The organism is Sphingobacterium sp. Lzh-3 (assembly GCF_046764375.1).
Classification (GTDB): domain Bacteria; phylum Bacteroidota; class Bacteroidia; order Sphingobacteriales; family Sphingobacteriaceae; genus Sphingobacterium.
Map to the genome: position 1 here is coordinate 3,514,926 of NZ_CP177226.1, position 22,523 is coordinate 3,537,448.

Annotated in this window: 20 protein-coding genes and 1 pseudogene; 13 read left to right on the forward strand and 8 right to left on the reverse strand. The window is 37.6% G+C overall.

The features are described 5' to 3' along the window. Window positions 1–121: 121 nt before the first annotated feature. Window positions 122–634, forward strand: a complete 513-nt coding sequence (locus tag ACLCDV_RS14815) for an AAA family ATPase (RefSeq protein ID WP_411971511.1) — start codon at window positions 122–124, stop codon at window positions 632–634. Window positions 635–970: 336 nt separating this feature from the next. Here the strand turns inward: ACLCDV_RS14815 and ACLCDV_RS14820 are convergent, their stop codons facing one another. Next, entirely contained in the window at window positions 971–1,276 is a 306-nt protein-coding gene (locus ACLCDV_RS14820) for a hypothetical protein (protein WP_411971512.1), read from the reverse strand. A 377-nt stretch (window positions 1,277–1,653) separates the two neighbouring features. On the opposite strand from ACLCDV_RS14820, the gene ACLCDV_RS14825 reads away from it, so the two are divergent. Beyond that, entirely contained in the window at window positions 1,654–2,766 is a 1,113-nt protein-coding gene (locus ACLCDV_RS14825; RefSeq protein WP_317666213.1) for an acyltransferase, read from the forward strand. Between the two features lie 63 nt (window positions 2,767–2,829). Here the strand turns inward: ACLCDV_RS14825 and ACLCDV_RS14830 are convergent, their stop codons facing one another. After that, a complete protein-coding gene (locus ACLCDV_RS14830) occupies window positions 2,830–3,321 on the reverse strand; it encodes a YdcF family protein (RefSeq protein ID WP_411971513.1) in 492 nt (163 codons plus the stop codon). A gap of 251 nt (window positions 3,322–3,572) precedes the next feature. Here ACLCDV_RS14830 and ACLCDV_RS14835 point away from each other — a divergent pair, with 251 nt between their 5' ends. Both ACLCDV_RS14835 and ACLCDV_RS14840 read left to right on the forward strand, forming a co-directional pair. Then, complete coding sequence (locus ACLCDV_RS14835) at window positions 3,573–5,153, forward strand: discoidin domain-containing protein (RefSeq protein ID WP_411971514.1); 1,581 nt, start codon at window positions 3,573–3,575, stop codon at window positions 5,151–5,153. A 222-nt stretch (window positions 5,154–5,375) separates the two neighbouring features. Further along, window positions 5,376–5,897 (forward strand): DinB family protein, encoded by a 522-nt coding sequence (locus ACLCDV_RS14840; protein ID WP_317666209.1) that lies wholly within the window; start codon window positions 5,376–5,378, stop codon window positions 5,895–5,897. Window positions 5,898–5,942: 45 nt separating this feature from the next. On the opposite strand, the gene ACLCDV_RS14845 is transcribed toward ACLCDV_RS14840, so the two are convergent. Next, a complete protein-coding gene (locus ACLCDV_RS14845) occupies window positions 5,943–6,398 on the reverse strand; it encodes a GNAT family N-acetyltransferase (protein WP_317666207.1) in 456 nt (151 codons plus the stop codon). Window positions 6,399–6,684: 286 nt separating this feature from the next. On the opposite strand from ACLCDV_RS14845, the gene ACLCDV_RS14850 reads away from it, so the two are divergent. Together ACLCDV_RS14850 and ACLCDV_RS14855 are read left to right on the forward strand one after the other, a co-directional pair. Next, window positions 6,685–7,779: an ATP-binding protein gene (locus ACLCDV_RS14850; protein WP_317666206.1), complete on the forward strand. Its 1,095-nt coding sequence runs from the start codon at window positions 6,685–6,687 to the stop codon at window positions 7,777–7,779. A 142-nt stretch (window positions 7,780–7,921) separates the two neighbouring features. Then, window positions 7,922–9,235 (forward strand): HAMP domain-containing sensor histidine kinase, encoded by a 1,314-nt coding sequence (locus ACLCDV_RS14855; protein ID WP_317666205.1) that lies wholly within the window; start codon window positions 7,922–7,924, stop codon window positions 9,233–9,235. Between the two features lie 14 nt (window positions 9,236–9,249). Here ACLCDV_RS14855 and ACLCDV_RS14860 read toward each other — a convergent pair whose 3' ends face one another. After that, window positions 9,250–10,284 (reverse strand): endonuclease/exonuclease/phosphatase family protein, encoded by a 1,035-nt coding sequence (locus tag ACLCDV_RS14860; RefSeq protein ID WP_317666204.1) that lies wholly within the window; start codon window positions 10,282–10,284, stop codon window positions 9,250–9,252. A 170-nt stretch (window positions 10,285–10,454) separates the two neighbouring features. Between ACLCDV_RS14860 and ACLCDV_RS14865 the strand changes: the two genes are divergently transcribed. Then, the gene (locus ACLCDV_RS14865) at window positions 10,455–12,575 is read left to right on the forward strand and encodes an ATP-binding protein (RefSeq protein ID WP_411971515.1); all 2,121 of its coding nucleotides are present in this window, start codon (window positions 10,455–10,457) and stop codon (window positions 12,573–12,575) included. 102 nt (window positions 12,576–12,677) lie between these two features. Here ACLCDV_RS14865 and ACLCDV_RS14870 read toward each other — a convergent pair whose 3' ends face one another. Beyond that, on the reverse strand, window positions 12,678–13,007 hold the full coding sequence (locus ACLCDV_RS14870) for a YegP family protein (protein WP_317666200.1): 330 nt from the start codon (window positions 13,005–13,007) through the stop codon (window positions 12,678–12,680). 825 nt (window positions 13,008–13,832) lie between these two features. On the opposite strand from ACLCDV_RS14870, the gene ACLCDV_RS14875 reads away from it, so the two are divergent. Continuing rightward, the gene (locus ACLCDV_RS14875; protein WP_317666199.1) at window positions 13,833–14,234 is read left to right on the forward strand and encodes a helix-turn-helix domain-containing protein; all 402 of its coding nucleotides are present in this window, start codon (window positions 13,833–13,835) and stop codon (window positions 14,232–14,234) included. Between the two features lie 433 nt (window positions 14,235–14,667). Here ACLCDV_RS14875 and ACLCDV_RS14880 read toward each other — a convergent pair whose 3' ends face one another. Further along, window positions 14,668–15,180, reverse strand: a complete 513-nt coding sequence (locus tag ACLCDV_RS14880; protein ID WP_411971516.1) for an N-acetyltransferase — start codon at window positions 15,178–15,180, stop codon at window positions 14,668–14,670. Window positions 15,181–15,268: 88 nt separating this feature from the next. After that, window positions 15,269–16,684, reverse strand: a complete 1,416-nt coding sequence (locus ACLCDV_RS14885) for a PLP-dependent aminotransferase family protein (protein WP_411971517.1) — start codon at window positions 16,682–16,684, stop codon at window positions 15,269–15,271. Between the two features lie 73 nt (window positions 16,685–16,757). On the opposite strand from ACLCDV_RS14885, the gene dxs reads away from it, so the two are divergent. From dxs to msrB, 3 genes and pseudogenes are all read left to right on the forward strand, one after another. Further along, on the forward strand, window positions 16,758–18,689 hold the full coding sequence (dxs, locus tag ACLCDV_RS14890) for a 1-deoxy-D-xylulose-5-phosphate synthase (RefSeq protein ID WP_411971518.1): 1,932 nt from the start codon (window positions 16,758–16,760) through the stop codon (window positions 18,687–18,689). A 380-nt stretch (window positions 18,690–19,069) separates the two neighbouring features. Then, window positions 19,070–19,537, forward strand: a pseudogene (gene msrA, locus ACLCDV_RS14895) (peptide-methionine (S)-S-oxide reductase MsrA); the annotation flags it as partial. A 108-nt stretch (window positions 19,538–19,645) separates the two neighbouring features. Beyond that, window positions 19,646–20,065, forward strand: coding sequence for a peptide-methionine (R)-S-oxide reductase MsrB (msrB, locus tag ACLCDV_RS14900; RefSeq protein ID WP_411973947.1), 420 nt, complete (start codon window positions 19,646–19,648; stop codon window positions 20,063–20,065). A 63-nt stretch (window positions 20,066–20,128) separates the two neighbouring features. On the opposite strand, the gene ACLCDV_RS14905 is transcribed toward msrB, so the two are convergent. Beyond that, a complete protein-coding gene (locus tag ACLCDV_RS14905) occupies window positions 20,129–20,884 on the reverse strand; it encodes a helix-turn-helix transcriptional regulator (protein ID WP_317666188.1) in 756 nt (251 codons plus the stop codon). Window positions 20,885–21,141: 257 nt separating this feature from the next. Between ACLCDV_RS14905 and ACLCDV_RS14910 the strand changes: the two genes are divergently transcribed. Beyond that, window positions 21,142–21,834, forward strand: a complete 693-nt coding sequence (locus ACLCDV_RS14910; protein ID WP_411971519.1) for a DUF5694 domain-containing protein — start codon at window positions 21,142–21,144, stop codon at window positions 21,832–21,834. Window positions 21,835–21,920: 86 nt separating this feature from the next. Beyond that, window positions 21,921–22,511, forward strand: a complete 591-nt coding sequence (locus ACLCDV_RS14915) for a DUF3667 domain-containing protein (RefSeq protein ID WP_411971520.1) — start codon at window positions 21,921–21,923, stop codon at window positions 22,509–22,511. Window positions 22,512–22,523: the final 12 nt, after the last annotated feature.

Consider the following 22,523-nt stretch of genomic DNA (forward strand, 5'->3'; position numbering starts at 1 on the left):
TTGCGATGTAAAATCTTCATTTGATCATCGTTATTTAGCATATCGGATATTTAATTAGCTTTTCTTGTTTAACAACATTACCTTAGATATTGACAGCGTAGTTCATAAAATAAATTTAAAAATGAGAATTGCCCTATTTGGCACGCACAAAGTAGGTAAAACCACCTTAGCAGAAGAGCTTCTAGAAAAGCTTCCCGGATATACACTGGAAGTAGAACCCTACTATCAGCTGGAATCATCGGGGCATGAATTCCTTGAAGAACCCACTGCCGAAGATTTCGTTGAGCAATTTAACTACGCTGCCCAGCTAATTTCACAAAGCGGAGACAATGTAATATTCGATAGATGTGTACTCGACATCTTAGCTTATCTGCATATTCTTGATCCAAAGAAAAATATTCAGTTCCTTTTTGAAAAAGCCTTTGCTGTATTGGCCGAAATTGATCTTTTGGTGTTTGTCCCCATTGAAGAACCCGATTTGATACCTTACCACAAGTCGGATCTACCCAAACTTAGATCTAAAGTTAATGATTTACTCCGCGATTGGATTGACGACTTTGGTATACAAGCTATTGAAGTAAACGGCCCATTATCGAGCCGTAATAACCAAATACTTGCTAAAATTAGGTCCTGAGATGTAAGACTTTTATACTATCGATGATAAACAATTAAAACCAGATTTTCCTGAAAAGGCAGGATTGGTTTTCGCTGGGCAACTTGACGAAAAAACCTTCAGCAGCCTTCAGCAAAAAGGCATAATAGCCAAGCGATTTGACTATTACGCGGATTTCAGGCTGGATACTGCTCTGATTAAACAAATTCGGCAAATTATATTAAAAAAGGGACTGAAAATGGATACTGACTTAAAGAGCTTCATCCAAATCCTTGGCATTGCAGCTGAAAAGCAACGTGGTTTAATTGCATATAGTGATTAAACATATCTTTTGCAGGAAGCGCGGTCTCTCCTTCGCTAAAACGGATCGTTTGAGCTCCCTATAAAGTTCATAAACTCAATTTTGGGCTCAACAGCAAGGTTTTTATCTCTTTGTCCCTGAAAATGGAGAAAGCTCGGTACTTTCAGCAATTGATCCTGTATCTCTTTATTCTTATACTGGGAAATATGTACAAAAGTATTGCTTTCACCACCCTGCAAAATAGTATACAGGAATTGTGTTCCATCTAACTTCCTGAAATCTTTGAGAAAGCTTTCAATCATTTTTTTATTCGTATGTACATAGTCATCATGGACACTATAGGTTACTTTAACAACGATCATTTCTTTTGTTAATTTATGTTTATAAATGCACAGCGGAATTTTCAATGCACAAAGGGAGCTTCTCGATTTCACGTAAACTGACGGTCGAAGAAAGCATTTGTGAATTGGACAGCAAGATATGAAAAATTTGGGTCATTGAATCTCGGAATGTACGCTCTATAAGAATATAAAAGCTGGCAGCTGGGTGTACCAGCAATAAAAATTGTGAATCCCCATAAACGATTCGGTACAGCACAAAAAATGAGACTAACCATCGGGATTTTGATACGATTTGATCAAATTTAAACCTGTTATTTCATTATTTTCAGCCGTTCATTCAATAACATTTATAAACAGTTAGCAAGTCCATAGACATCTTCGAAATAAAATCAGAAGCCATGAACAATAAAAACCTTTCTACAAAGGCACACTATCCCATTTTAGACGGACTACGAGGCGTCGCTGCGATTATCGTTGTAACCTTTCATCTCACGGAGCCATTGGGAACAGGACATCTCGATATCTTGGTCAACCATGGCTATTTGGCCGTTGACTTTTTCTTTCTTTTATCTGGATTTGTGATCGGCTATGCTTATGATGATCGTTGGCATAAAATGTCTATTGGTACCTTCTTTAAACGCCGTATTGAACGCCTTCAGCCGATGGTTTTATTAGGTATGACTCTTGGTGCAATAGGCTTTTATTTTACAGATTCTACAATCTGGCCACTTATTCACACCGTTCCGCTCTGGAAAATGCTTTTGGTCATGCTCATTGGTTATACTATTCTTCCCGTTCCCCTTTCTTTGGATATTCGAGGCTGGCAGGAAATGCATCCGCTCAATAGTGTCGGCTGGTCATTGTTTTTTGAATATATTGCCAATATGCTATATGCCATCGGTATTCGCAAACTATCCAAAACATCGTTAAGCATTTTGGTCTTTATTGCGGCTGTGGCACTCGCGCATTTGGCGATCACAAGTCCTACTGGAGATGTTAGCGGTGGCTGGACATTAAATACTGAACAAGTGCGCATAGGAATCACCCGCACCATGTACCCTTTTTTTGCTGGCCTCCTGCTATCCAGAATAACGAGCCCGAGCCGTATCCGACATGCATTTTTATACTGTAGTATTTTAATCGCCATTGTGTTTTATATGCCTCGTATAGGTGGAGCAGAACAGCTCTGGATGAACGGGATATATGAGTCGGTATGCATTATCATTGTATTCCCCCTGATTGTTTACCTGGGGACAGGCAGCATATCAAGCAGCAGATTAGAAAATAAGCTCTGTAAATTTTTGGGTGACATCTCTTACCCGCTATACCTCGTACACTACCCTTTCGTCTATTTTTATGTTGCCTGGATCAGCAACAATAAGGATATGACGCTTATAAAAGCTTTGCCTTATGCCCTATTGATTTTGGTGGCGAGTATTGCACTAGCCTATGTCAGCTTGAAATGGTATGACGAACCTGTCCGCAAATGGCTCAGAAAGAAACTGGGTTAATGTATAAAAAATTTGCCGGCATAAGGGGCAACCGCTAAAAATAGTGCTATTCAATACACCTGTTTAACGTCCCAGTATTCTCCGGATAGCTTGTTGCTCATGCCGTAACAATAAATTAAGCTCGTCGGGACTAACAGTCGATTTTGCAGCAATAAACAGTACATTTGGGTAGTCAATGAGTTTTTCTTGCAATAATTTCGCTCGCCTCATGTGAAAATCAGAGGTAATCACGATGAAGAGATCTGGAGAGATCCTTTTGATGATCTCTTTTGATAGCATAAAATCTTCGTAAGTATTTGTGGATAGTACACATGGAAGTAAATCTTTCTCTGCAACACCTCTTTCCATAAGATAAGCTTGAGCATAAGCGCCATGCGGCTTTTCTGTCCGATTGAAATGTTCACCCATGCCGCCGGTACACAAAATTGTAGTCCCTTCATTATGACAATAGAAATTAAAGGCACATTCATTTCTATCTAATGCCATAACGCTGAGATTCCCCTGCTCATCATTGGGTGCGCCCAACAATAATATCAGGTTTTTAATTTTTTCCATACGATTTAAATATTCATACAATCAAATGTAATAAGACCTGGATGAAAAGCAAGTAAGAAGTCGGTTAAATTTTATCCAGCCATTATTAACTCTCAATCATTTCATGCTCAAATAAATTAAAATGTTACAAAACATTTTTCAAAGTTGATTAATCAATCGATTGACTAAACTATTTGTGATAAAAGTTTATTTTTTTACACACCAATAAAAGATGCCTTATTTATATTTATTGATACACAATATAAACCATTATGAGAAAACTTTTAAATCTAATGCTTGCAACCCTCGCTTTAGGGGCTGCCTCCTGTAACAAGACCTTGGTAAACACCGAAGAAAGTGTCGAAACTCTAAAAGCAAAAACATCAACTAGCTCGGTAACAAATGAATGGAACAGTAATCCCTACAAGCTGAACGTCATCTATTTTGTTCCAAATGATGTTGATTCCATTCCCAACTTCAGAAAGCGTCTTAGCAAGATCCTGTTGGACGCCCAAAATATGTTTGCAAATAATATGGACCGCGAAGGCTTCGGCAGAAAATCCTTCGGATTGGATCTGCTCAATGACAGCCTGATTAATATCCATTACATCGCTGGAAAATATGGCAAAGCTACTTATCCGTACTCAGGGGGCAGCGGCGCTGTGAAAGCGGAAGTGGACAGCTATTTTAATCAAAATCCGTCAGGAAAAAAAAGCGAGCACAATCTAATCATTATTCCAACCTACAATACAGATCCAGCTAATCCGGGAGGTCCTCCATTCTATGGTACAGGTACCAGCTGCTACGCATTAGATTATGTAAATCTGGACGCCAAAAACTTAGGAATAGGCGGTGATATTGGATGGAAAGCAACTGTATGGATAGGTGGAATGATTCACGAACTGGGCCATGGCTTAAATGCCAGCCACAACAGAATGAATAAAACGTTAGCGCCAACTTTAGGTACGGCATTGATGGGTTCGGGCAATTCGACCTATGGAATCTCTACAACTTCTTTGACCAGTACCACAGCAGCAACATTTAACAATAGCCAAGTATTCAGCCCTGTGGTAAGAACTGACTGGTACGCGTCCGCATCTGCAGAAATAACATCCCTGTCATCAAGCTTTGTGAACAATAAGATTATCGTTTCCGGGAAATTTACAACAACAAAACCAGTCAATGATATTGTTGTTTGGCATGATAAAGAACCTTTCGGCGTGAACAACGATTATGATGCTGTACAATGGGCTACAAAAATAATTGGCCAAGATAGTTTTCGATTTGAGTGCCCATTAGCTGATTTTTATGATCTGACAGGGAATTACGAAATGAGAATAGGATTTCTCCATGTCAATGGAAGCCGTACAACCCTAGGATACACTTATAACTTCGTTAACAATGTCCCCGATTTATCCAAGGTTGTGACCTATAAATTGTTACCAACCACAGGTTGGTCAATTGTAGCTAGCGATAGTAATGAGCCTGGATCACCGGCAAGCAATGTATTGGATATGAATAGAAGTACAGTCTGGCATACCCCCTGGTCTTCCACTCAAACTCCGCAGCCACATTTCTTCTCCGTCAATATGGGCGCATTACGTACGATAAAAGGACTTGCTTTCCGTAACCGCGACAATTTAAATGGAGCGATGAAAGATGTCAATATTTACGTAAGTACAAATGGTGTAAGCTGGACACTGATCAAAACGACGCAGTTGAGCAAAGTTGCTGGTTCCTGGATCAATGTCGATCTTAATACATCCGTTAGTACCCAATACCTTAAAATAGAATCGACAAGTTCTTGGGGCGATTTCTTCTATTCGCATCTCGCTGATTTTGGAGTTTATTAAAACGAGTACAAACCTTTATGGATGGGTAGAACATCTCTTAAATAAGTGAAATAATAGGCCGGTATAGCAATGAATACCGGCCGTTTTTAGCTCTGATTGGCTCCGAATAAGTGAGATTCATAACTGAGTTTTGCAAATAATTTTATATTTTTAGTACATCATATTAACTTATCAATAAGCTAAAAAAAACGATCGAAATAATCCATTAATACTAAAAATAAGATGAATAGACAAGAATTGATCAAAACCTTTTCTGACAACCACCATACCGTTATTGCCTATATCGAGGTATTACCTGATCCCCACTTTTCATATCGTAATCATGAAAAATGGACGGCTGGTCAGCAGCTAAAACATATTCTCTTAACACTTCTACCCTTTCCAAAGGTACTTCAATCAAAAGATTTCATAGCCCAAAAATTCGGGTCTCTACAACGTACAACCTGGGATTACGATACAGTGCGTAACAATTATCTCAAAACAAGCCGACAGGCCCCAAGTCAATTTTTGCCTGAAGAAATCCTACCCGCACAGAAAGAGGATCTGATAGCGCAGCTGGAAGAAGTATTAGCAACAATCAATCAACTATTTGCACAGTACAATGAAGAGGAGCTAGATAGCCTGGTTTTGCCGCATCCTCTGCTCGGAAAACTCAGTATTCGCGAAATGTTTTATCTGATGAGCTATCATCCCCTACATCACCTGAATCAAATCAAGGAAAACTTGATCGTATTCAATCAATGAACTACATATTATTCGCCAGCTTGTCACCCGAATTAATGCTGCTATCTATTCCCTTGTATGGACCATATCATATAAATCAAAACCTTCAGCCCAATAGTCTTTATGGATTTCTCTTAGTATAAACCCATTTTTTTTATAGAATCCGAATGTAAATTGGGAGGTTCCAACTTCTATTTTTTCAACCTGATGATGGCTGTATAGAAAGCCAATGCGATAATTCAATAAGGCTTTACCAAAACCAAATCCATGATATTTTGGATTTAAAAAACTCCAACTTAAAAATCCTGTTTGCTCATCATCCGAAAATCCGACCCCACCACCACCAACAATTTGCCCATTAACCAGTGCGACAAAATAGGCTTCCACCTCCTTGTCAAGATATTCTTCGAAGTCGGCGACCTCACTCTCCGCAAAGTACTTCGGTATATTCATATAAAGAATATCAATCAGTTTATTTCTGTCCCGAGCATCATATTCTCTAATTTCCAAATACTTGTCCATAGTTGGTACGATTACAAATTCCTAGTTATTCCTTAACTTACAATCTCCCGTGAAGTTTATTAAATATAATCATATTTTGTTTTTTATTGAGTTTAAATAATGCGAAAAAAATTGGCACCTTGAATCGACCATTAGTCCTTAACTCATCTGTACCATTTATAGCTATTGTCTACAACCAAAACGTAACTTCAAATAACAACAAGAAATGCAAAAAAGCTAAATATTGGCTTGATCTTTGCGTATTTTTACCTTATTACTGTGGTAATAAACACTCATTCGCTCCAATATGCAAAAACCTCAAAAGAATGTTCCGATTTTCTTTGAAGCACTAAGTCAGATGCCTATTGCAACTGCCATTTATGATAACTCAAACCTCAATATCGCATTTGCTAATTCGCGTATGCTAAACATATGGCGTAGTGAGAATGAAATCTTTGGACATTCCTTTGCAGAGGTTTTTCCTGTATTTACTGAGGAAGGATTTACAGATATACTCCGTAATGTTTGGGATAGCGGTGTCACCTATAGGGCCTTTGATACACCAGCAACCATCATAGACCGTGATTTCAAAATGAAGCGCTATTTTGATTTTGAATATAAGCCTTTGTTTGATAAGCGGGGTCGAACTTATTCTATCCTACATACAGCCACAGATGTTACCCATAAAATACATAAAGATAAACCCACAGATCAAGAAAATATAACAATCAATCCGGCAACGAACCTTCGAATGATATCGTACACTCTTTCTCATGACGCCAAGAATCCTTTAGCGCTTGCTAAATTAGGAATAGGTGTACTGAAAGAACATTTAGATATGCAATCGAGCCGCCGGGTAGAACTCTATGATGTGATTGATCAATCTCTTGAGAACATCGCAGATATTATTGACAAAACAGTAGAGCTGAGTCTTGCTCCAATTAATAGCCTAAGGAAGCAGTACATTCGCTTGGATCTTACCCTTCCAAATTGGTGCCGAGAAGCTAAACTATTATATCGCAGTCATCATACAGAGCTTATCTTTGGTGATCTTTTCCCATTAAATAGTGATCAAAATGGAATATACCAAGTCTTCACCAACCTGATCAACAATGCCATTAAATACTCATCAGCCAATAAAAAGGCACAAGTATATATTTATAGTGAAAAAGTAACAAATGGCGTATTGTATTTTATCAAAGATAACGGTATTGGCATTCCACAGCATGAACTCGAAAATATCCGCATGGAAAGACAACGCGGATCCAACTCGACGGACTACAATGGTAAAGGCATAGGATTATTTATTGTCCAGGAACTCCTTGAAAGACTCAAAGCACAGATGGCCATCTTTAGCCGCGAAAACCAAGGGACCGAGGTGCGCTTATTTTTCCCCAATTAATACAGCTGCCCTAACGCAATTGTTATTCTTTCCATTTCCTCGTTTTCACAAGATATTCAATTCTTGAAAAATGATTGTTGGACTCCCGATTTATGGCTAATTTTGAATATTCAGACACTATTAGCAAATCAGATCTGTCGTTATGAATCAATTCCGTAAATATTGGATTTATTTTTCCCATATTGGTGCGCATACCGACATGTCGTACATCGATTTCAAGCGCGTGTATATGATAAACCTGATTGCATTATTATGTTTGTTTCCCACAATTTTCTTTTCAATTCTCAATCTTATTGACCACCGTTATATTTTATCAGCGATTAATTTCTCCAATTCAATATGTGCGATTACCGTACTTTTTCTTCAATATAATGGAAAGTATAACAGTGCAAAGGCAACATTATTGACAAGCAATTCTGTATTTTTCTTCGCCGGAGCTTTACTCTATAAAAATGGTGGTGAATACTTTTTATTATGTACACTTATCGTTTCGATGTTGATGTATGACAACCGACGGGTCCATATTATACTTTGTATTATAGTGGCTTTCCTAATTTCACTACTATATTTACTTCCAGATATACTTCCTCAGAGCCAACAGGTCCCGCGATCTCGATCTGTTTTCAACATTATCAATGCACTTATTTTTATGGTTGTTGCTGTAAATTTTTTCTTGGACATCATCTACAAGAATATGAAGAAGATCGAGCATCAGCGCCATAACTTGGAATCCATGAATCGCGACAAAGAAAAAATATTCTCAATTATAGCTCACGACATCAAAAGCCCATTTGCCAACCTGGAGGCTTTGGTATTTATGTTTCGTAACCAAATGCTCAATAATACTACTTCACAGGAATACATTCAACAAATCTATCAACAGATTACTCAGCAGAATCAGGCATTGGATGACCTTTTGCAATGGGGTAGCAGCAATATGCAGGGAATGGATACAAATGCCTCAACTTTATTGATCAAACCCATGATTCAACAAATAATTAAAGGCTTTAAAGACAACACGCTATCTAAACAGCTAAAAATCAATATAGATATACCTGATAACACTCAATTAATTGCCAATAGAGACCATACCATAATCATTTTACGCAACTTGATCAGCAATGCGATCAAATTCAGTTATGTTAATGGAAATATCAATATCTATTCAAGTATGGATGAGCTATATACGCATATTCATATTCAAGATGAAGGAATTGGTATTAACCCTTCGAAGTCTGCCGCTCTATTCAATGAAATTCAACAAAAGTCATTTGGTACAGAAGAAGAGCCAGGATCGGGTGTAGGCTTAGTTCTATGTAAAGATCTCATTGAACGAAACAAAGGCATTGTAAACATCCAAAGCACGCCCAATAAAGGATCAATTTTTACTGTGGGGCTACCTTCCTGTGCTGACCAACTCTCCCAACACAAGGAAAAAGTTCCCTCTTGCTGTTAGGACAAAACATGGGGTCAGAATTTAAAGGAAAGAAGCAAAGCCTTATGATCTGTCGGCCAAATACCTTTGGGCAGCAAAAAATGATCCTCGCTATCTCTTTCTTCTTTTTGTCCATATTTTATAGTTTCCACCGGTCCCACAATCTGTATTTCAGAAACTACCAAAGGTAATTTACTGCGAAAATATATGTAGTCTATCCGATCCCGATCATCGGCAGTTGGTGCCCACGCTAATTTACTAAGAGGCACATCTTTGTTGTATGTAGGATACGTAAAACCTGGATGACTGACCGGATTTGGATACTTTTGACGAAAACTGTCCATGAATCCGGCTCGCTGTAGAAGCACTGAACAATCCCAAGGGACCACGGCGCCCCTATGATCAAAAAGATCTTTTGTTTCATCAGTCCAATCCAGATGCGAAGGTTCATTGAAATCTCCAGCGATAACGAAAGATTGTAATTGGTCTTCCTTTTCTACATCTTTGATAACATCGCGAATCGCTTCGTCGCGTTTGCTTTTCCGATTTGCAGTAGTTATCGCTAATACATCTGTAATCGGACTCTCCAATTTCTCCCAGGTTACGCCATCATAGCCCCGCGGCAGATAGCAAGCATAATTCGTATAATCGAGATGCAAAGCGTAAAATACAAAATGGCGCTTTCCGACTTCTATCTTACTCTTAAGTACACCTCCCATATCACTGTTTCTTTCGTAGAGTGCGTGTTGCTCTTTTATAGGATATTTCGAAATAAAGCCTACATCCAACTTCTCATCATTTGACTCTCCAAAAAACTTTGCTCCTTTCCTACGTAGTTCGACCAATATACGCTGTATAAAATCTGTATTCTTATAATTTCGAACTTCACTAAATAAGACCACATCGGCCTGTTTTGCGATAATCTCTTCAGCAATAGCTGTAAAACCTTTAGGAACTACTGTACCTTCCTGCCAGATATTGATCTGTAAGATTTTAAGTTCATTTGTCCGTTTAGCAAACAAGCTTTCGCAAAAAATAGTCATCAGTAGCAGGATAAAAAGTTTTTTCATATTCAATAATATAGATCCGGTATAAAAATAGTAAAAAATCTATCTCAGTTGAGCTTGAACGGTAAAAATGAACGTCGATATAATTTGAAGCGTAAAATAGAAAAAATTTTGCGTCGCCGCTTTTGTAATTAATACTTTATCTTTATAAAAAGAATTTATACTGTCCAGATATGATTGAGAATACGTTTGGAATCGATATTTTACCTGAAAATGAACATGACCGACTAAATGCGCTCAGACGCTATAAAATTACTGGTACCCCTTCAGAAGCAAGCTTCGATGGGATAGCTAAATTAGCCACGCAAATATTCAATGCTCCTATTGCGTTACTATCGTTAGTTGATGCTGAATCTGTTTATTTCAAGGCAAATATTGGTATGGGTGCCACAAAAGAAATGAATCGAGGCAAAAGCCTATGTAGCCTTGCTATTTTAGACGAGAAAGTAACTGTGTTTGAAGATGCACTTCGGGAAGAGATATTACTCGCCAACCCAAATGTTATCGGTGATTTCGGCTTACAATTTTACGCAGGCGCGCCCCTTACTACGCACGACGGCTTCATGATCGGATCGCTATGTATTATCGATAAGCATCCGCGCACTTTCACCAACATTGACCGGAAGATACTGGAAGGGCTCGCACAAACGGCTATGGATCAAATTGAACTTCGGAGTTCCTCAATAGATAAAATTGATGAGCTTGAAGGGCTGAATATTACAATGGCAACGATGCAACAACGCCTACTCGAACTTAATGACGAGATGGAACTTGCCAATGACGAACTTTATCGTACCAATAGCCAATTAAACAAATCATATGATTTGACAGTCTTACTAAATAAAAATCTAAAAAAGAGCGAACGTCGGTTTAGGTCTTTTATCGATAAGGCTCCAATAGCGTTTGCGATTTTAACTGGCCGTAATTTATTCATAGAAGTAGCAAACGATATGATGCTCAAGCTTTGGCGAAAGACCGAAACTATCATCGGCAAGCCGCTTGCGCAAGCACTCCCCGAACTCCAAGGGCAGCCCTATCTCGGGATATTGGATAATGTCTTTACAACAGGCGAAAACTATATTGGAGACACCGTGCACGCTAGGCTTGAATCCAAAGGTATTTTAGGCGATCATTATTTCGATTTTACCTATGAACCTTTGAGAAATGATGAAGGTGAAGTAGAGTCTATTATTGTCATTGCCAACGAAGTTACCGAGCGTATCAAAAGAAACGAGCATCTCGAAGCGCTCAATAACCAGTTGGAAATCGCATTAAAGGCTGGTGAACTGGGTTCTTACAATCGCGATATCAGAACCGGGAAAATGGACTGTTCTGAAACTTGTAAACTAAATTTCGGACTCAGTAAAAAAGACCGATTTGACTACGAAGACCTTATGCAAAGCATCGTCCCTGAACATCGCGAAATGGTCTACAGAAAAGTTCAGGAGGCAATTCAAAACAAGACTACTTATCATGCTGAATATCTTATCTGTTGGCCAGATGGATCATTACATTGGATCAATGCCTCGGGTCTGCCGAAATACGACGCGGAAGGTAATGCCACCCACCTCATCGGCGTGGTAGTAGATATTACAAAACGAAAGAACTACGAATCTCAAAAAGATGACTTCTTGGGTATTGCCAGTCATGAACTAAAAACACCGGTTACCGGTCTAAAAGGTACCATTCAATTGCTGGAGCGATTCAAAGACAAAACAGGAAGCGACATCATTTCGAGACTTATTGATCAGTCCGCGGTCAATATCAAAAAAATTGTTACACTTGTTGATGATCTGCTTAACATGCATCGAATCAGTGAAGGCCAGCTACATTTAGAAAAGACAAGCTTCAAAGCATCAAAGATACTTACGTCCAGCTGTCACAACATTATATCGCAGGGTAACCATCAGGTTAACATGACTGGTGATCTTGATGCCGATCTCTTTGCCGACGAACAACGGTTAGAACAAGTTCTTGTCAATTTTGTGAATAATGCCGTTAAGTATGCTCCGGAATCGAAAGAAATCAATATTGTTGTTGAACAACAGCAGGATCATGTAAAAATAACTGTCACAGATAAAGGCGAAGGTATAAATCCAGAAGTACAACCTTTTATTTTCGATAGATATTATAGGGCCAATCATGAAGGCAAATCTTATTCAGGTCTTGGACTAGGTCTCTATATCTCTTCTGAAATCATAAAAAAACACAACGGTCAAATTGGAGTTGATAGTACTTTAGGTCAGGGAAGCAGTTTTTGGTTTTCTATTCCGGTTCCAACAGTAAAACAATAGTTCGAAAAGAGCCGAATAAAAACGCGGCTCTTTTACTATCAAATCCTATCCTACACTTCAGCAGATTACTCATATTTAGCAATCTGTAATTTCAGAGTAAGGTTAAGCAATTTCCTCAACTGGAGCATCGGGTGCGTTCTTTTTAACGGACTCAATACCATTCTCCATCCCACTTGCACTTTCATACATCTCGCTAGTTCCAATAATTTGGCCGTTGGTAGCCTTGAGATTGAAGTAGTGCTTACCATTCGTTGACGTTTTACGGTCAAATTTATTATCATCCTGAGCATTCTTTTTCACAGATTCAACGCCATTCAAACAGTTAGCTTTAGTTGTATAACCTTCACTGCTCAAAATTACCTGTCCGTTTCCAGCTTTTAAATTGAACTGGAATTCTCCATTTTTTGTTGTTTTTACTTCAAATTTACCCATTTTCTCAATTAATTAAATAAATACGTGGTTATTGGAATTAACTTCCATACTAAAGATAATAATTTCCAATGTTTTTATTGTAAAACAACGATTAATTTTTTTTAGCAACAAAAATAGAGCTTACAGTAGTTTTATATCCTATTTTTGCTATTTCCAGTTAAACTATGTCCTACTTATAAGAAAGTGAGTTTAAAAAACAAATAAGCGCTTTATTTATCCTCACGTATAGGTGCTAGATGTCATTCGAACTAAGTATACAGATTCATCCTGATTTAATCAAATTGTATTTCTTATCGAAAACAAGACAATTGCTCTTTTTTGTGGAATGCATGTGACGATGCAGAAATTATTAAGTTCCCTCCTTCTTTAAAATCAACTTGTATCTATTTTGCTTGGCAACTGATTATACTTTCTTTGAGCACCAAAACTGAACTGAAGTCAACTATAACCTAAGGTTATAACAACCCCTTTTACAAATTAAATATTTAATATAAATAACATTTATAAGACACTATATAACAAAGAACAATAGTCGAAAAAACAAAAGAAAATAACGCGCAGAATTTTAGTGTAAATCTAGATTTTGAGCAGGCTATTTTCTATCTATTATTCGTTCTCAGGTTTTCCCAACATGAGTCGGTTGAGCGTCAGTTTTACTTCTATCCATCACAAAAAATTATAATTTTAAAAAGCGAATCATTAATTTCGAAAACTACATTACGAAATCAAAGCGCTAACTTTGATTATATTCAATATGATTGACTAAACACCTAACCAAACTATGATACCGGATAGGACAGCAATTGAAAGCGACTACATTAAAACATGAAAAACAACATAGAAGAACAAAAAGAAACGTTGAATCAATTGGATCAAAATCCAACTTTGCTAGCTGAGCACCCAATTCTAGTGGAATTTAAAAACCTCATCCACCAATATCCTCAGAATCATTGGAATCTTCAATTCTACCTGAAAAAGTTAAACGTATCCAGAATAGCCTTGCATCGATTGACGGTTACCTGCAACGAAGCTTCCCCTACCATGATCGTCAAAGAAATTGTAGCAAGTGAAATTGCAAAAAAGCTAGCTTCTACCGAAATTCCGATTAAGGAATTAACCTCTCGGTATGGTTTCAGTTCATCAGCTTCCTTAACAAGATTTATAAAAAAACATACCGGATTAAGTCCGCGCAGATTTAGGGCATTAAACTCGCTAGATTATATTTAATCTAAACTGTTCATAACAGTTTAGATTAAGCTATACTATTTTTTAATTAATTTATAATTATTCAACAATTCATCTTTTTGTACGGTGTATTGATCTTTGAGTTTCCAATACCCACCCCGCTCCTTCTATTCTTACTCACTCAACTTTTGTGGGCATACGAACTGTTATCTTATCCCAATTGGGACTCATGAGTGCTCCACATTTGACTTCCAGAATTCTTCAATTATCGGTGTCCCTAATAATCGAATAGGCAGTCCCCAATCTAAACACTGGAAAACTATTGATTTTCTCATTATTATACACTTTTAAAAATTATATAAGGATCTTCTTCTCAATCACTCAAATTACAACCTTCAATAGTAAGAGTCCTATTTAAACAAAAAAGACCGGAATCAGTGTGCTTTTTTATTACATCTGAGTTTCCACACCACCTCTAGTTGACCTTAAGATAATATGCTGATTCTAATGGTACTCCGTCAAATTGGCTAATCTCCTGTTGTTTTATGAACCCTTTTTGTTCAAAAATTTCAATAAAGGAACTCCCTATAGGTTCATTGATCCAAATGATTTCATAAGAACTACACACCGCAAGACATTTATCCATTAATGATGCCTCTATTTGTGGTTGAACTTCATGTGGGCAAACACCAAAATCCGCAATTCGTATGGCACGTTTACCCCCTAGATTTGCTGGCTTTTGTCCTTTTGACGTTATTCTCGCATACCCCATCGGTTGATCGTCAACATAGGTCACCAACCATTGATTTGACATACTGTTTATTTCGTTCACAAGGGTATTGATGTTAAAATTTTCAACAATATAACGATCTAATTCAGCCGGTTTCAATAACTGAGCGAATTTTTCTACAGCCAATGCTTTGGTAAGCATGGATAGCACTTCAATGCCTTGTTCTGTAGCAACTGTAAATTTTGTGATTATATTCATTATTTGCATCTACATTTAAATACACAAATGTAAATGCTATAAATTGGGATTTTCGATACACATCGCATAATTACAACCGATACAGATGTTACGGGGCCTCACATACATATCGACCTACCTGCTGAATTGCCTCAATCCGTTTTTCAGTAAATTTATCGGCAATTACCAATCTAAAATAACGCCCAAAGTTATTTGAAAAAGAAAAGGTATATCCGGGAGTAAACCTTGCTCCTATTCTTTCACACTGTATGTAGAAATCATGCATATTGATTCCTTCAGGTATTTTCACCCAGAGATTATATCCCCCTTGAGGTGTAACAACTTCAGTTTTTTCAGGGAAACTGGAAGCAATAAGATTGATTGCCATATACGCATTTTTTGCCAATTGCATCTTCAAGGAGCGAATATGCCGATCGTAACTACTACTGCCAATCAAACGGTTCACAGTTTCTTGATTTAATGGTGAAACTGTGCTCCCTAATGCAAACTTAATCCGTTCAGCATCTTTTAGAAATTTTCCTGTACTTAGCCATCCCAGCCGAATACCAGGTGCAAGTGTTTTTGAATAGGATGAAAATGTCATCACTAAGCCACTTTTATCATATTCTTTTATTGTCGAAGGTCTACTTCCCTGAAAGTTCAGGTCGCCATAGACATCATTCTCAATAACAGCTATATTATATTGATAAGCAATTGCCAATAAAGTAATTTTCTGTTCGTTTGAAAGTAAAATGCCTGTTGGGTTATGAAAGTTGGGCGTAAGAACCACTGCTTTTACTGCATTTCCTTTACATGCCTGTCTAAAAATATCTATATCAAATCCCTCATTCTTACCAACTGGAATCTCGATAACACGCAATTTTAACACCCTAATGACTTCCAATACAGAAAATACACATGGGCTTTCTACCGCAATCACATCCCCGCATTTACATACAGCTGTTAAGGCAATATACAATGCCTGTAAAGCACCATCTGTTATCAATAATTCTTCGGTGTTTAACAGCGTCCGCTGCGACGCCGCTCGGCTAACAATATTGTCTCTCAGCAGTATTGAGCCATTTGTTGGATAATACCGTAATAATCCAGCTCCCTTTTCCCGAATAACTTGTTGCATCGTTCTAAGCAAAAGCTTTTGAGGAACAAAAAGATCGCCGGGAGCTGCAACATTAAATTCCGAAAAATGTCGATTTAATCGTGAGGAGGTTGTTAACCCAATGCCCTGCTCAAAGACCGCATCCCGCACGACCGGCGGACGTATGACCTGATTGGACTCTATTACTTTTTCATTTTTCACGCCAACATAATAACCCGATTTTGGAACACTTTCTACTACCCCCTTAATCATGAGATAATCATATCCTGCCTGTATTGTAGTCATGCTGAATCCATAATAATCCTTCAACTCACGTACCGAAGGAAGTTTTTGACCTGGCTTATAGATTCCTGATTTTATATTCTTCTCTATAATTTGTGTAAAGATTTCAAACTTGTAACTCTTCATCTGTATTGATCATTTTTACATATACTGTACCTGTACTACAAATCTAATCAATCTAAATTTGTGTAAAAAAGAAATGACAGGCAATTACCAAATCAACACCCCAACATACTTGCGAGATCTTCCGCAAGATGTTTTACCCGAATTGACTCATGAACTAAGAACTTTCTTAATTGACCATATCGCTAATAATGGTGGCCATTTTAGTTCAAGCCTTGGTGTCGTAGAACTTACCATAGCACTGCATTACGTATTTAACACTCCTATAGACAAACTCATTTGGGATGTTGGGCATCAGGCTTATGTGCATAAGTTACTCACTGGAAGAGCTCACCTCTTTCATTCAAACCGACGTTTAGGAGGTATAAGTGGATTTCCTTCCATGGAAGAAAATGAATTTGATGCCTTTGGTACCGGTCATTCCTCAACCTCGTTATCCGCAATTCTCGGTATGGCAACCGCTGCCAAATATAAGGGTGATCACGTTCGTCAGCATATTGCTGTGATTGGCGATGGTGCTATTACAGCCGGTTTAGCATTTGAAGCGCTAAATAACATTGGTTTCGAACAGGCAAACGTACTCATTATATTAAATGACAACAATATGTCTATCGATGCCAATACAGGAGCTTTACAAAATTATCTTACCGATCTGACGTCAGGGCAATCATATAATAGGCTAAGGTCTGTTGTTAAAAAGATTTTATCTACCAATAGACGCAGAGTCGGCTGGTCAATTGCTGCTATGCGGAAAGTCGAAAAATTGATAAAATCGGGACTAATCACTTCAAGTAATTTTTTCGAAGCCTTAAATATTCGGTACTTTGGTCCAGTAGACGGTCACAACCTGCACAAGCTTATCAAGGTATTTGAAAAGCTCAAACATATTCCTGGTCCTAAAATATTACATTGTATAACAGAGAAAGGAAAAGGTTTTGCACCTGCCATGCTAAATAAGTCACAATGGCATGCCACGGGAAAATTCGACAAGGAGACTGGTGCAGGTTTAGAAAACAATGTAACTCCAGCACAAAATGAAAGTTACCAGGAGGTGCTCGGCAAGACTTTGATACAGCTGGCGCGAAGCAATAGTCGCATTATGGCGATTAGCCCAGCAATGCTTTCAGGTAGCAAACTGACCGCTATGAAACGGGAAATGCCTAATCGCGTTTTCGACGTTGGTATTTGCGAACAGCATGCAGTCACATTTTCGGCTGGACTTGCGGCTGACGGACTCCTTCCATTTTGTGTGATCTATTCGACATTTCTTCAGCGCGCTTATGACCAACTCATTCACGATGTTGCTTTACAGAAATTAAAAGTAGTTTTTTGCATTGACCGATCCGGTGTTGTCGGCCCAGATGGTCCGACCCATCAAGGTGCATTTGACGTTGCTTTTCTCCGCTGCATTCCGAATATCATTGGAGCATCTCCAATGGATTTAAAAGATTTTAAAAATTTACTATTTACCGCTCAGCACGACACTACTGAAGGACCATTTGCAATCCGTTACCCAAAGGGTTCGGGTACAAAGGATCAACATTCCGACAAATTTACCAAGCTTCAAATCGGAAAAGGCAGAAAACTCCGTTCAGGTGAGGAAATTGCGATACTTTCCCTCGGCCCGGTCGGCCTATATGCGCAGAAGGCATGTTGCGAGCTATTCGATATGGGAATACATATCGCCCATTACGACCTACGGTTCTTTAAACCCCTCGATGAAGAACTATTACACGAAATATTCCAAACATATCCTCATGTTATTACTCTCGAAGACGGATGTATTACAGGGGGAGCTGGAACCGCTGTTATGGAATTTATGGCCGACCATGGTTATAAAGCTAGCGTGAAAAGACTTGGTCTACCTGATTCTTTTGCGATTCAGGGTAGCCAGGAAGAACTTCACAGGCTCTACAATTATGATAAGGACGCGATCATTAACACGATTAAGGAGTTATATGCTACTATTCACCCGTCAAATATCCATGTAAGATCCTATGAGAGCTAATCGCACGAATAAGCTTTCATGAGGTTAATGTGTATGGATAATTAGTTGGATTGAAAGAAATAGCCTGCCAAAAATTCCGCAGCCGATTGACTTGGTTAGTATCATTTTGTCAGGATTTTAAATTGATCCAGCTACTTGGTCTTGTAATTGTAAAAAGAATAAGTAAACACTGAGTATTTGTGTATCTAGCAACAAAACAATTTTGAAAGGTACGGTGTTTGTTGCCCAAATGATAGAAACAATTTTGTTTTATCAGATTAGCGGTACATATCATGAAACACTTAATAATTCTCCTTGCTTTAGCTACTGGACTATTTCTAATCAGTAAGGTGTGTTTTTCGCAAAAAGGAAAAGATTTAAAATCGTCAAAACAAGGAACTATGAATACTATAAATCAACAAGATCACGTTATTTATTTTGCCGGAGGTTGCTTTTGGGGAACCGAACATTTTTTCAAACAAGTACGTGGGGTCACAGCAACTGAGGTTGGTTATGCCAATGGAAACCTTCAGAACCCTTCATATACACAAGTTTCCACTGGAAAAACGGGGTTTGCTGAAACGGTAAAAGTTAGCTATGATCCTCAAATTGTGGATCTCAAACTGCTAATTGATCTTTTCTTTAAGACAATTGATCCGACTTCACTGAACAAGCAGGGTAATGACATCGGTACACAATACCGCACGGGGATTTATTTTACCAATACGGATGATGTTGCTATTATTAAAGAAAGAATCGCTGCGCTAGCAAGTCAATATAACAGCAAAATAGTCGTAGAAATAGAGCCTTTACAGAACTATTACGATGCAGAAGCTTATCATCAAAAATATTTAGACAAAAATCCAGGTGGCTACTGCCACATAAGCCCCGATTTATTTGAGCTGGCCCGAAAAGCAAATCCAGAAAAAGTGATTCAAGGGCAAGAGAAGACCTACAAAAAAGCGGACAAAGAGACGCTGAAGAAAGAGCTTACACCACTGCAATATAATGTTACACAAAATGCCGCTACTGAGCGCGCATTTGACAATGAATATAACGATGAGTTCAGAGAGGGTATCTATGTAGATATCACCACCGGAGAACCTTTATTTGTTTCTACTGATAAATTTGAATCTGGATGTGGCTGGCCCAGTTTTTCTAAGCCAATCAGCGATAGTCTGGTTCAAGAATTATCCGACAATTCTTATGGAATGCGAAGAACTGAAGTACGTAGCAGAACAGGCGATGCACATCTTGGCCACGTTTTCAATGATGGTCCAGCCGATAAAGGGGGATTAAGATATTGTATAAACAGTGCTTCACTCCGCTTTATTCCAAAGGATAAAATGAAAGCACAGGGCTATGAGAAATATCTACTATTGTTGGTAAAAAAGTAACGAAATAGCGCCTCGTAAAGAGGCGCTTATACTAAAAACTCTGGATTACAACTTCATTTATCATTACAATAACCTGTTGTTCAGCGCGATGACTAATGCTTCATTCATATTACTTACACCTAACTTTTCAAATAATTTTCGTCGGTGGAATTTCACCGTATCTATGGAAACGAAAATTCGCTCAGATGTTTCATGAATGGTAAGTCCGCGATGATAGAAACGCAATATTTCTATTTCACGTTCCGTAAGATTTACCTTACTTCGAGAAATCCATTTTCCCGTTAAGAGATCGAGCTCCCATAATAAATCAGCGTTAAGTTTTTCGATCGTCACATTTCCCGAAGACACATTGGTCGATAATGATACAATACAAATGGCTTTCCATATTTTCCCTTCTTCGGTTAAAAAGACAGGCGTCAATTTGTGATTAATCAAAATAGCTTTATTTGATGCATTCTGTATTTGAAAATCGTAAGATATAACGTATAGTTTTCTTTCTTCAATTGGTATTTTTTCATAAAAACTAAATCCCGCTTCGTTAATATTGATCAGCATCTTAAAATCATCAGGAGGAACATATTTCTCATAAAAAGTATACCCCATTTCCATCACTTCGGCAGCCGTTAAACCAGCTAAAAAAAGAGGATTATCAGACACATATTCAAAACTTTTACGCTGATAATCTATCAAGTAAATACTTTGATAAGTAATCCGTGAAAAAGCTTTTACAAACTCGAGATAGCCGTATGTTTGCAAGAGATCCTTTTCCGAAAGACGATCAACCGTATTTTTTTGTGAAAATAGTGCGTTAAAATCCATAAAGAAGTTCTAAAATTCGAAGTTAAATAAAACTACACTCAAGTGTAGCTTTTTTTAAAACAAACAGTAATATTTTTGAAAAAAATCGCGGCAAAAATAGCTGACGAAATAAAGCCGGAAAAACAAAAACTTTTTATTATACAATGCTTATAAACACCGCTTATTTTAGAAATTTCGGGATCATACTTGGAATTTTATTCTACGGAAATTGCTATGCACAGGAAAAGATAGACGTTTTAAACTTCGCGACATTCCATATGACTTATACACCAGATGCTCATAAAGTGAAGTTTGATGAAAATGATAATAAGAATAAAAATGATGCCTATCAAATAGCAAAACTATTGGCAGCGTTTAAACCTACAATCATTTGTGTCGAAATAATTCCTGCAAAAAATGAAGAATTAAACACCGACTATCACGCTTTTGTTGAGGATAAAGAATATAAAGCCAAATTTGGTGGCGAAATCGCTTTAATTGCATATGAAGTAGGTAAATTGTCAGGAGTAAAAAAGATTTACGGTATTGACGAACAGCAAACAGCTGCCTATAATTACAACATTAGCAGCGAATTAGACAATCCTATAGACAGTACTACAGCTAAAAACTATATGAAAAGAGTCATTGCAGAGTTTGCTAATATTGATAAACTATCGGTGTTAGATAAACTAAAGATATTTAATGACCGAGAGACCTTACAGAAGTTCATCAATATAAACGCTGATATATTAACCTATAGTAGTACCAAAGGTCATTTTGAAGGGGCCGATGAAGCGAGTAAATTCTATAGGAGAAACTTACGGATGTTTTCTAACATAAATCAAATCCCGGTCACAAAGGATGATCGAATCCTCATCATTTCTGGAGCTACACATGCTGCCTTTCTAGGAGAGTTTTTGGAAAGAAGTCCCAAATATAAACTTATCAACATTGATAATTACCTTAAATAGAAATCATTCATAGTAAAGCTCTTACTATTCCTCCTATCCTTTAAAAATATTGAATTTATCCCTTATTATCTCAATAAACATTTAACATGGTAAACTGTAAAAACTGCGGGACAAACATTACTTCAAAATTTTGTCCTGACTGTGGCCAGCCAGCAGCTCTTAAAAGAATAGATGCACACTACATAACACACGAAATAGAGCACGTTCTCCACTTTGAAAGAGGTATCTTTTATACAATTAAAGAATTAATCACAGCCCCGGGACAAAATGTAAAAAACTACATTTCTGATAATCGAAGTCGTCTGGTGAAACCGATCATTTTTATCATCGTGACCTCATTGTTGTACTCATTGGTCGCTCATTTTTTCCATACAGAAGAGAAATATATCAAGTCCGTCGACGCACGTACAATCGAAAATCAATTCGTTATAACATCCAAAATTTTCCAGTGGTTGCAAAATCATTATGGTTATGCCAATATTATCATGGGATTATTTATCGCTTTTTGGGCTAAACTATTTTTCAGAAAATACAATTACAATTTCTTCGAAATTCTCATTTTATTGTGTTTCATCATGGGAATGAGTATGTTAATGTATGGATTTTTTGCAATAATTGAGGGTATGACTCATACAAATTTACTCATGTATGCAACTGCATTAAATTTTTTATATTGAACTTGGGGCATG

What these genes read in the sequence shown, in the direction of transcription:
- ACLCDV_RS14835 (WP_411971514.1), top strand. Translation starts at nt 3,573, where the DNA reads ATGAGAAAACTTTTAAATCTAATGCTTGCAACCCTCGCTTTAGGGGCT.
- ACLCDV_RS14845 (WP_317666207.1), bottom strand. Translation starts at nt 6,398, where the DNA reads ATGGACAAGTATTTGGAAATTAGAGAATATGATGCTCGGGACAGAAAT.
- ACLCDV_RS14885 (WP_411971517.1), bottom strand. Translation starts at nt 16,684, where the DNA reads ATGAAGAGTTACAAGTTTGAAATCTTTACACAAATTATAGAGAAGAAT.
- ACLCDV_RS14905 (WP_317666188.1), bottom strand. Translation starts at nt 20,884, where the DNA reads ATGGATTTTAACGCACTATTTTCACAAAAAAATACGGTTGATCGTCTT.
- ACLCDV_RS14865 (WP_411971515.1), top strand. Translation starts at nt 10,455, where the DNA reads ATGATTGAGAATACGTTTGGAATCGATATTTTACCTGAAAATGAACAT.
- dxs (WP_411971518.1), top strand. Translation starts at nt 16,758, where the DNA reads ATGACAGGCAATTACCAAATCAACACCCCAACATACTTGCGAGATCTT.
- ACLCDV_RS14830 (WP_411971513.1), bottom strand. Translation starts at nt 3,321, where the DNA reads ATGGAAAAAATTAAAAACCTGATATTATTGTTGGGCGCACCCAATGAT.
- ACLCDV_RS14825 (WP_317666213.1), top strand. Translation starts at nt 1,654, where the DNA reads ATGAACAATAAAAACCTTTCTACAAAGGCACACTATCCCATTTTAGAC.
- ACLCDV_RS14850 (WP_317666206.1), top strand. Translation starts at nt 6,685, where the DNA reads ATGCAAAAACCTCAAAAGAATGTTCCGATTTTCTTTGAAGCACTAAGT.
- ACLCDV_RS14870 (WP_317666200.1), bottom strand. Translation starts at nt 13,007, where the DNA reads ATGGGTAAATTTGAAGTAAAAACAACAAAAAATGGAGAATTCCAGTTC.
- ACLCDV_RS14915 (WP_411971520.1), top strand. Translation starts at nt 21,921, where the DNA reads ATGGTAAACTGTAAAAACTGCGGGACAAACATTACTTCAAAATTTTGT.
- ACLCDV_RS14880 (WP_411971516.1), bottom strand. Translation starts at nt 15,180, where the DNA reads ATGAATATAATCACAAAATTTACAGTTGCTACAGAACAAGGCATTGAA.
- ACLCDV_RS14860 (WP_317666204.1), bottom strand. Translation starts at nt 10,284, where the DNA reads ATGAAAAAACTTTTTATCCTGCTACTGATGACTATTTTTTGCGAAAGC.
- ACLCDV_RS14820 (WP_411971512.1), bottom strand. Translation starts at nt 1,276, where the DNA reads ATGATCGTTGTTAAAGTAACCTATAGTGTCCATGATGACTATGTACAT.
- ACLCDV_RS14910 (WP_411971519.1), top strand. Translation starts at nt 21,142, where the DNA reads ATGACTTATACACCAGATGCTCATAAAGTGAAGTTTGATGAAAATGAT.
- ACLCDV_RS14815 (WP_411971511.1), top strand. Translation starts at nt 122, where the DNA reads ATGAGAATTGCCCTATTTGGCACGCACAAAGTAGGTAAAACCACCTTA.
- ACLCDV_RS14840 (WP_317666209.1), top strand. Translation starts at nt 5,376, where the DNA reads ATGAATAGACAAGAATTGATCAAAACCTTTTCTGACAACCACCATACC.
- ACLCDV_RS14875 (WP_317666199.1), top strand. Translation starts at nt 13,833, where the DNA reads ATGAAAAACAACATAGAAGAACAAAAAGAAACGTTGAATCAATTGGAT.
- ACLCDV_RS14855 (WP_317666205.1), top strand. Translation starts at nt 7,922, where the DNA reads ATGAATCAATTCCGTAAATATTGGATTTATTTTTCCCATATTGGTGCG.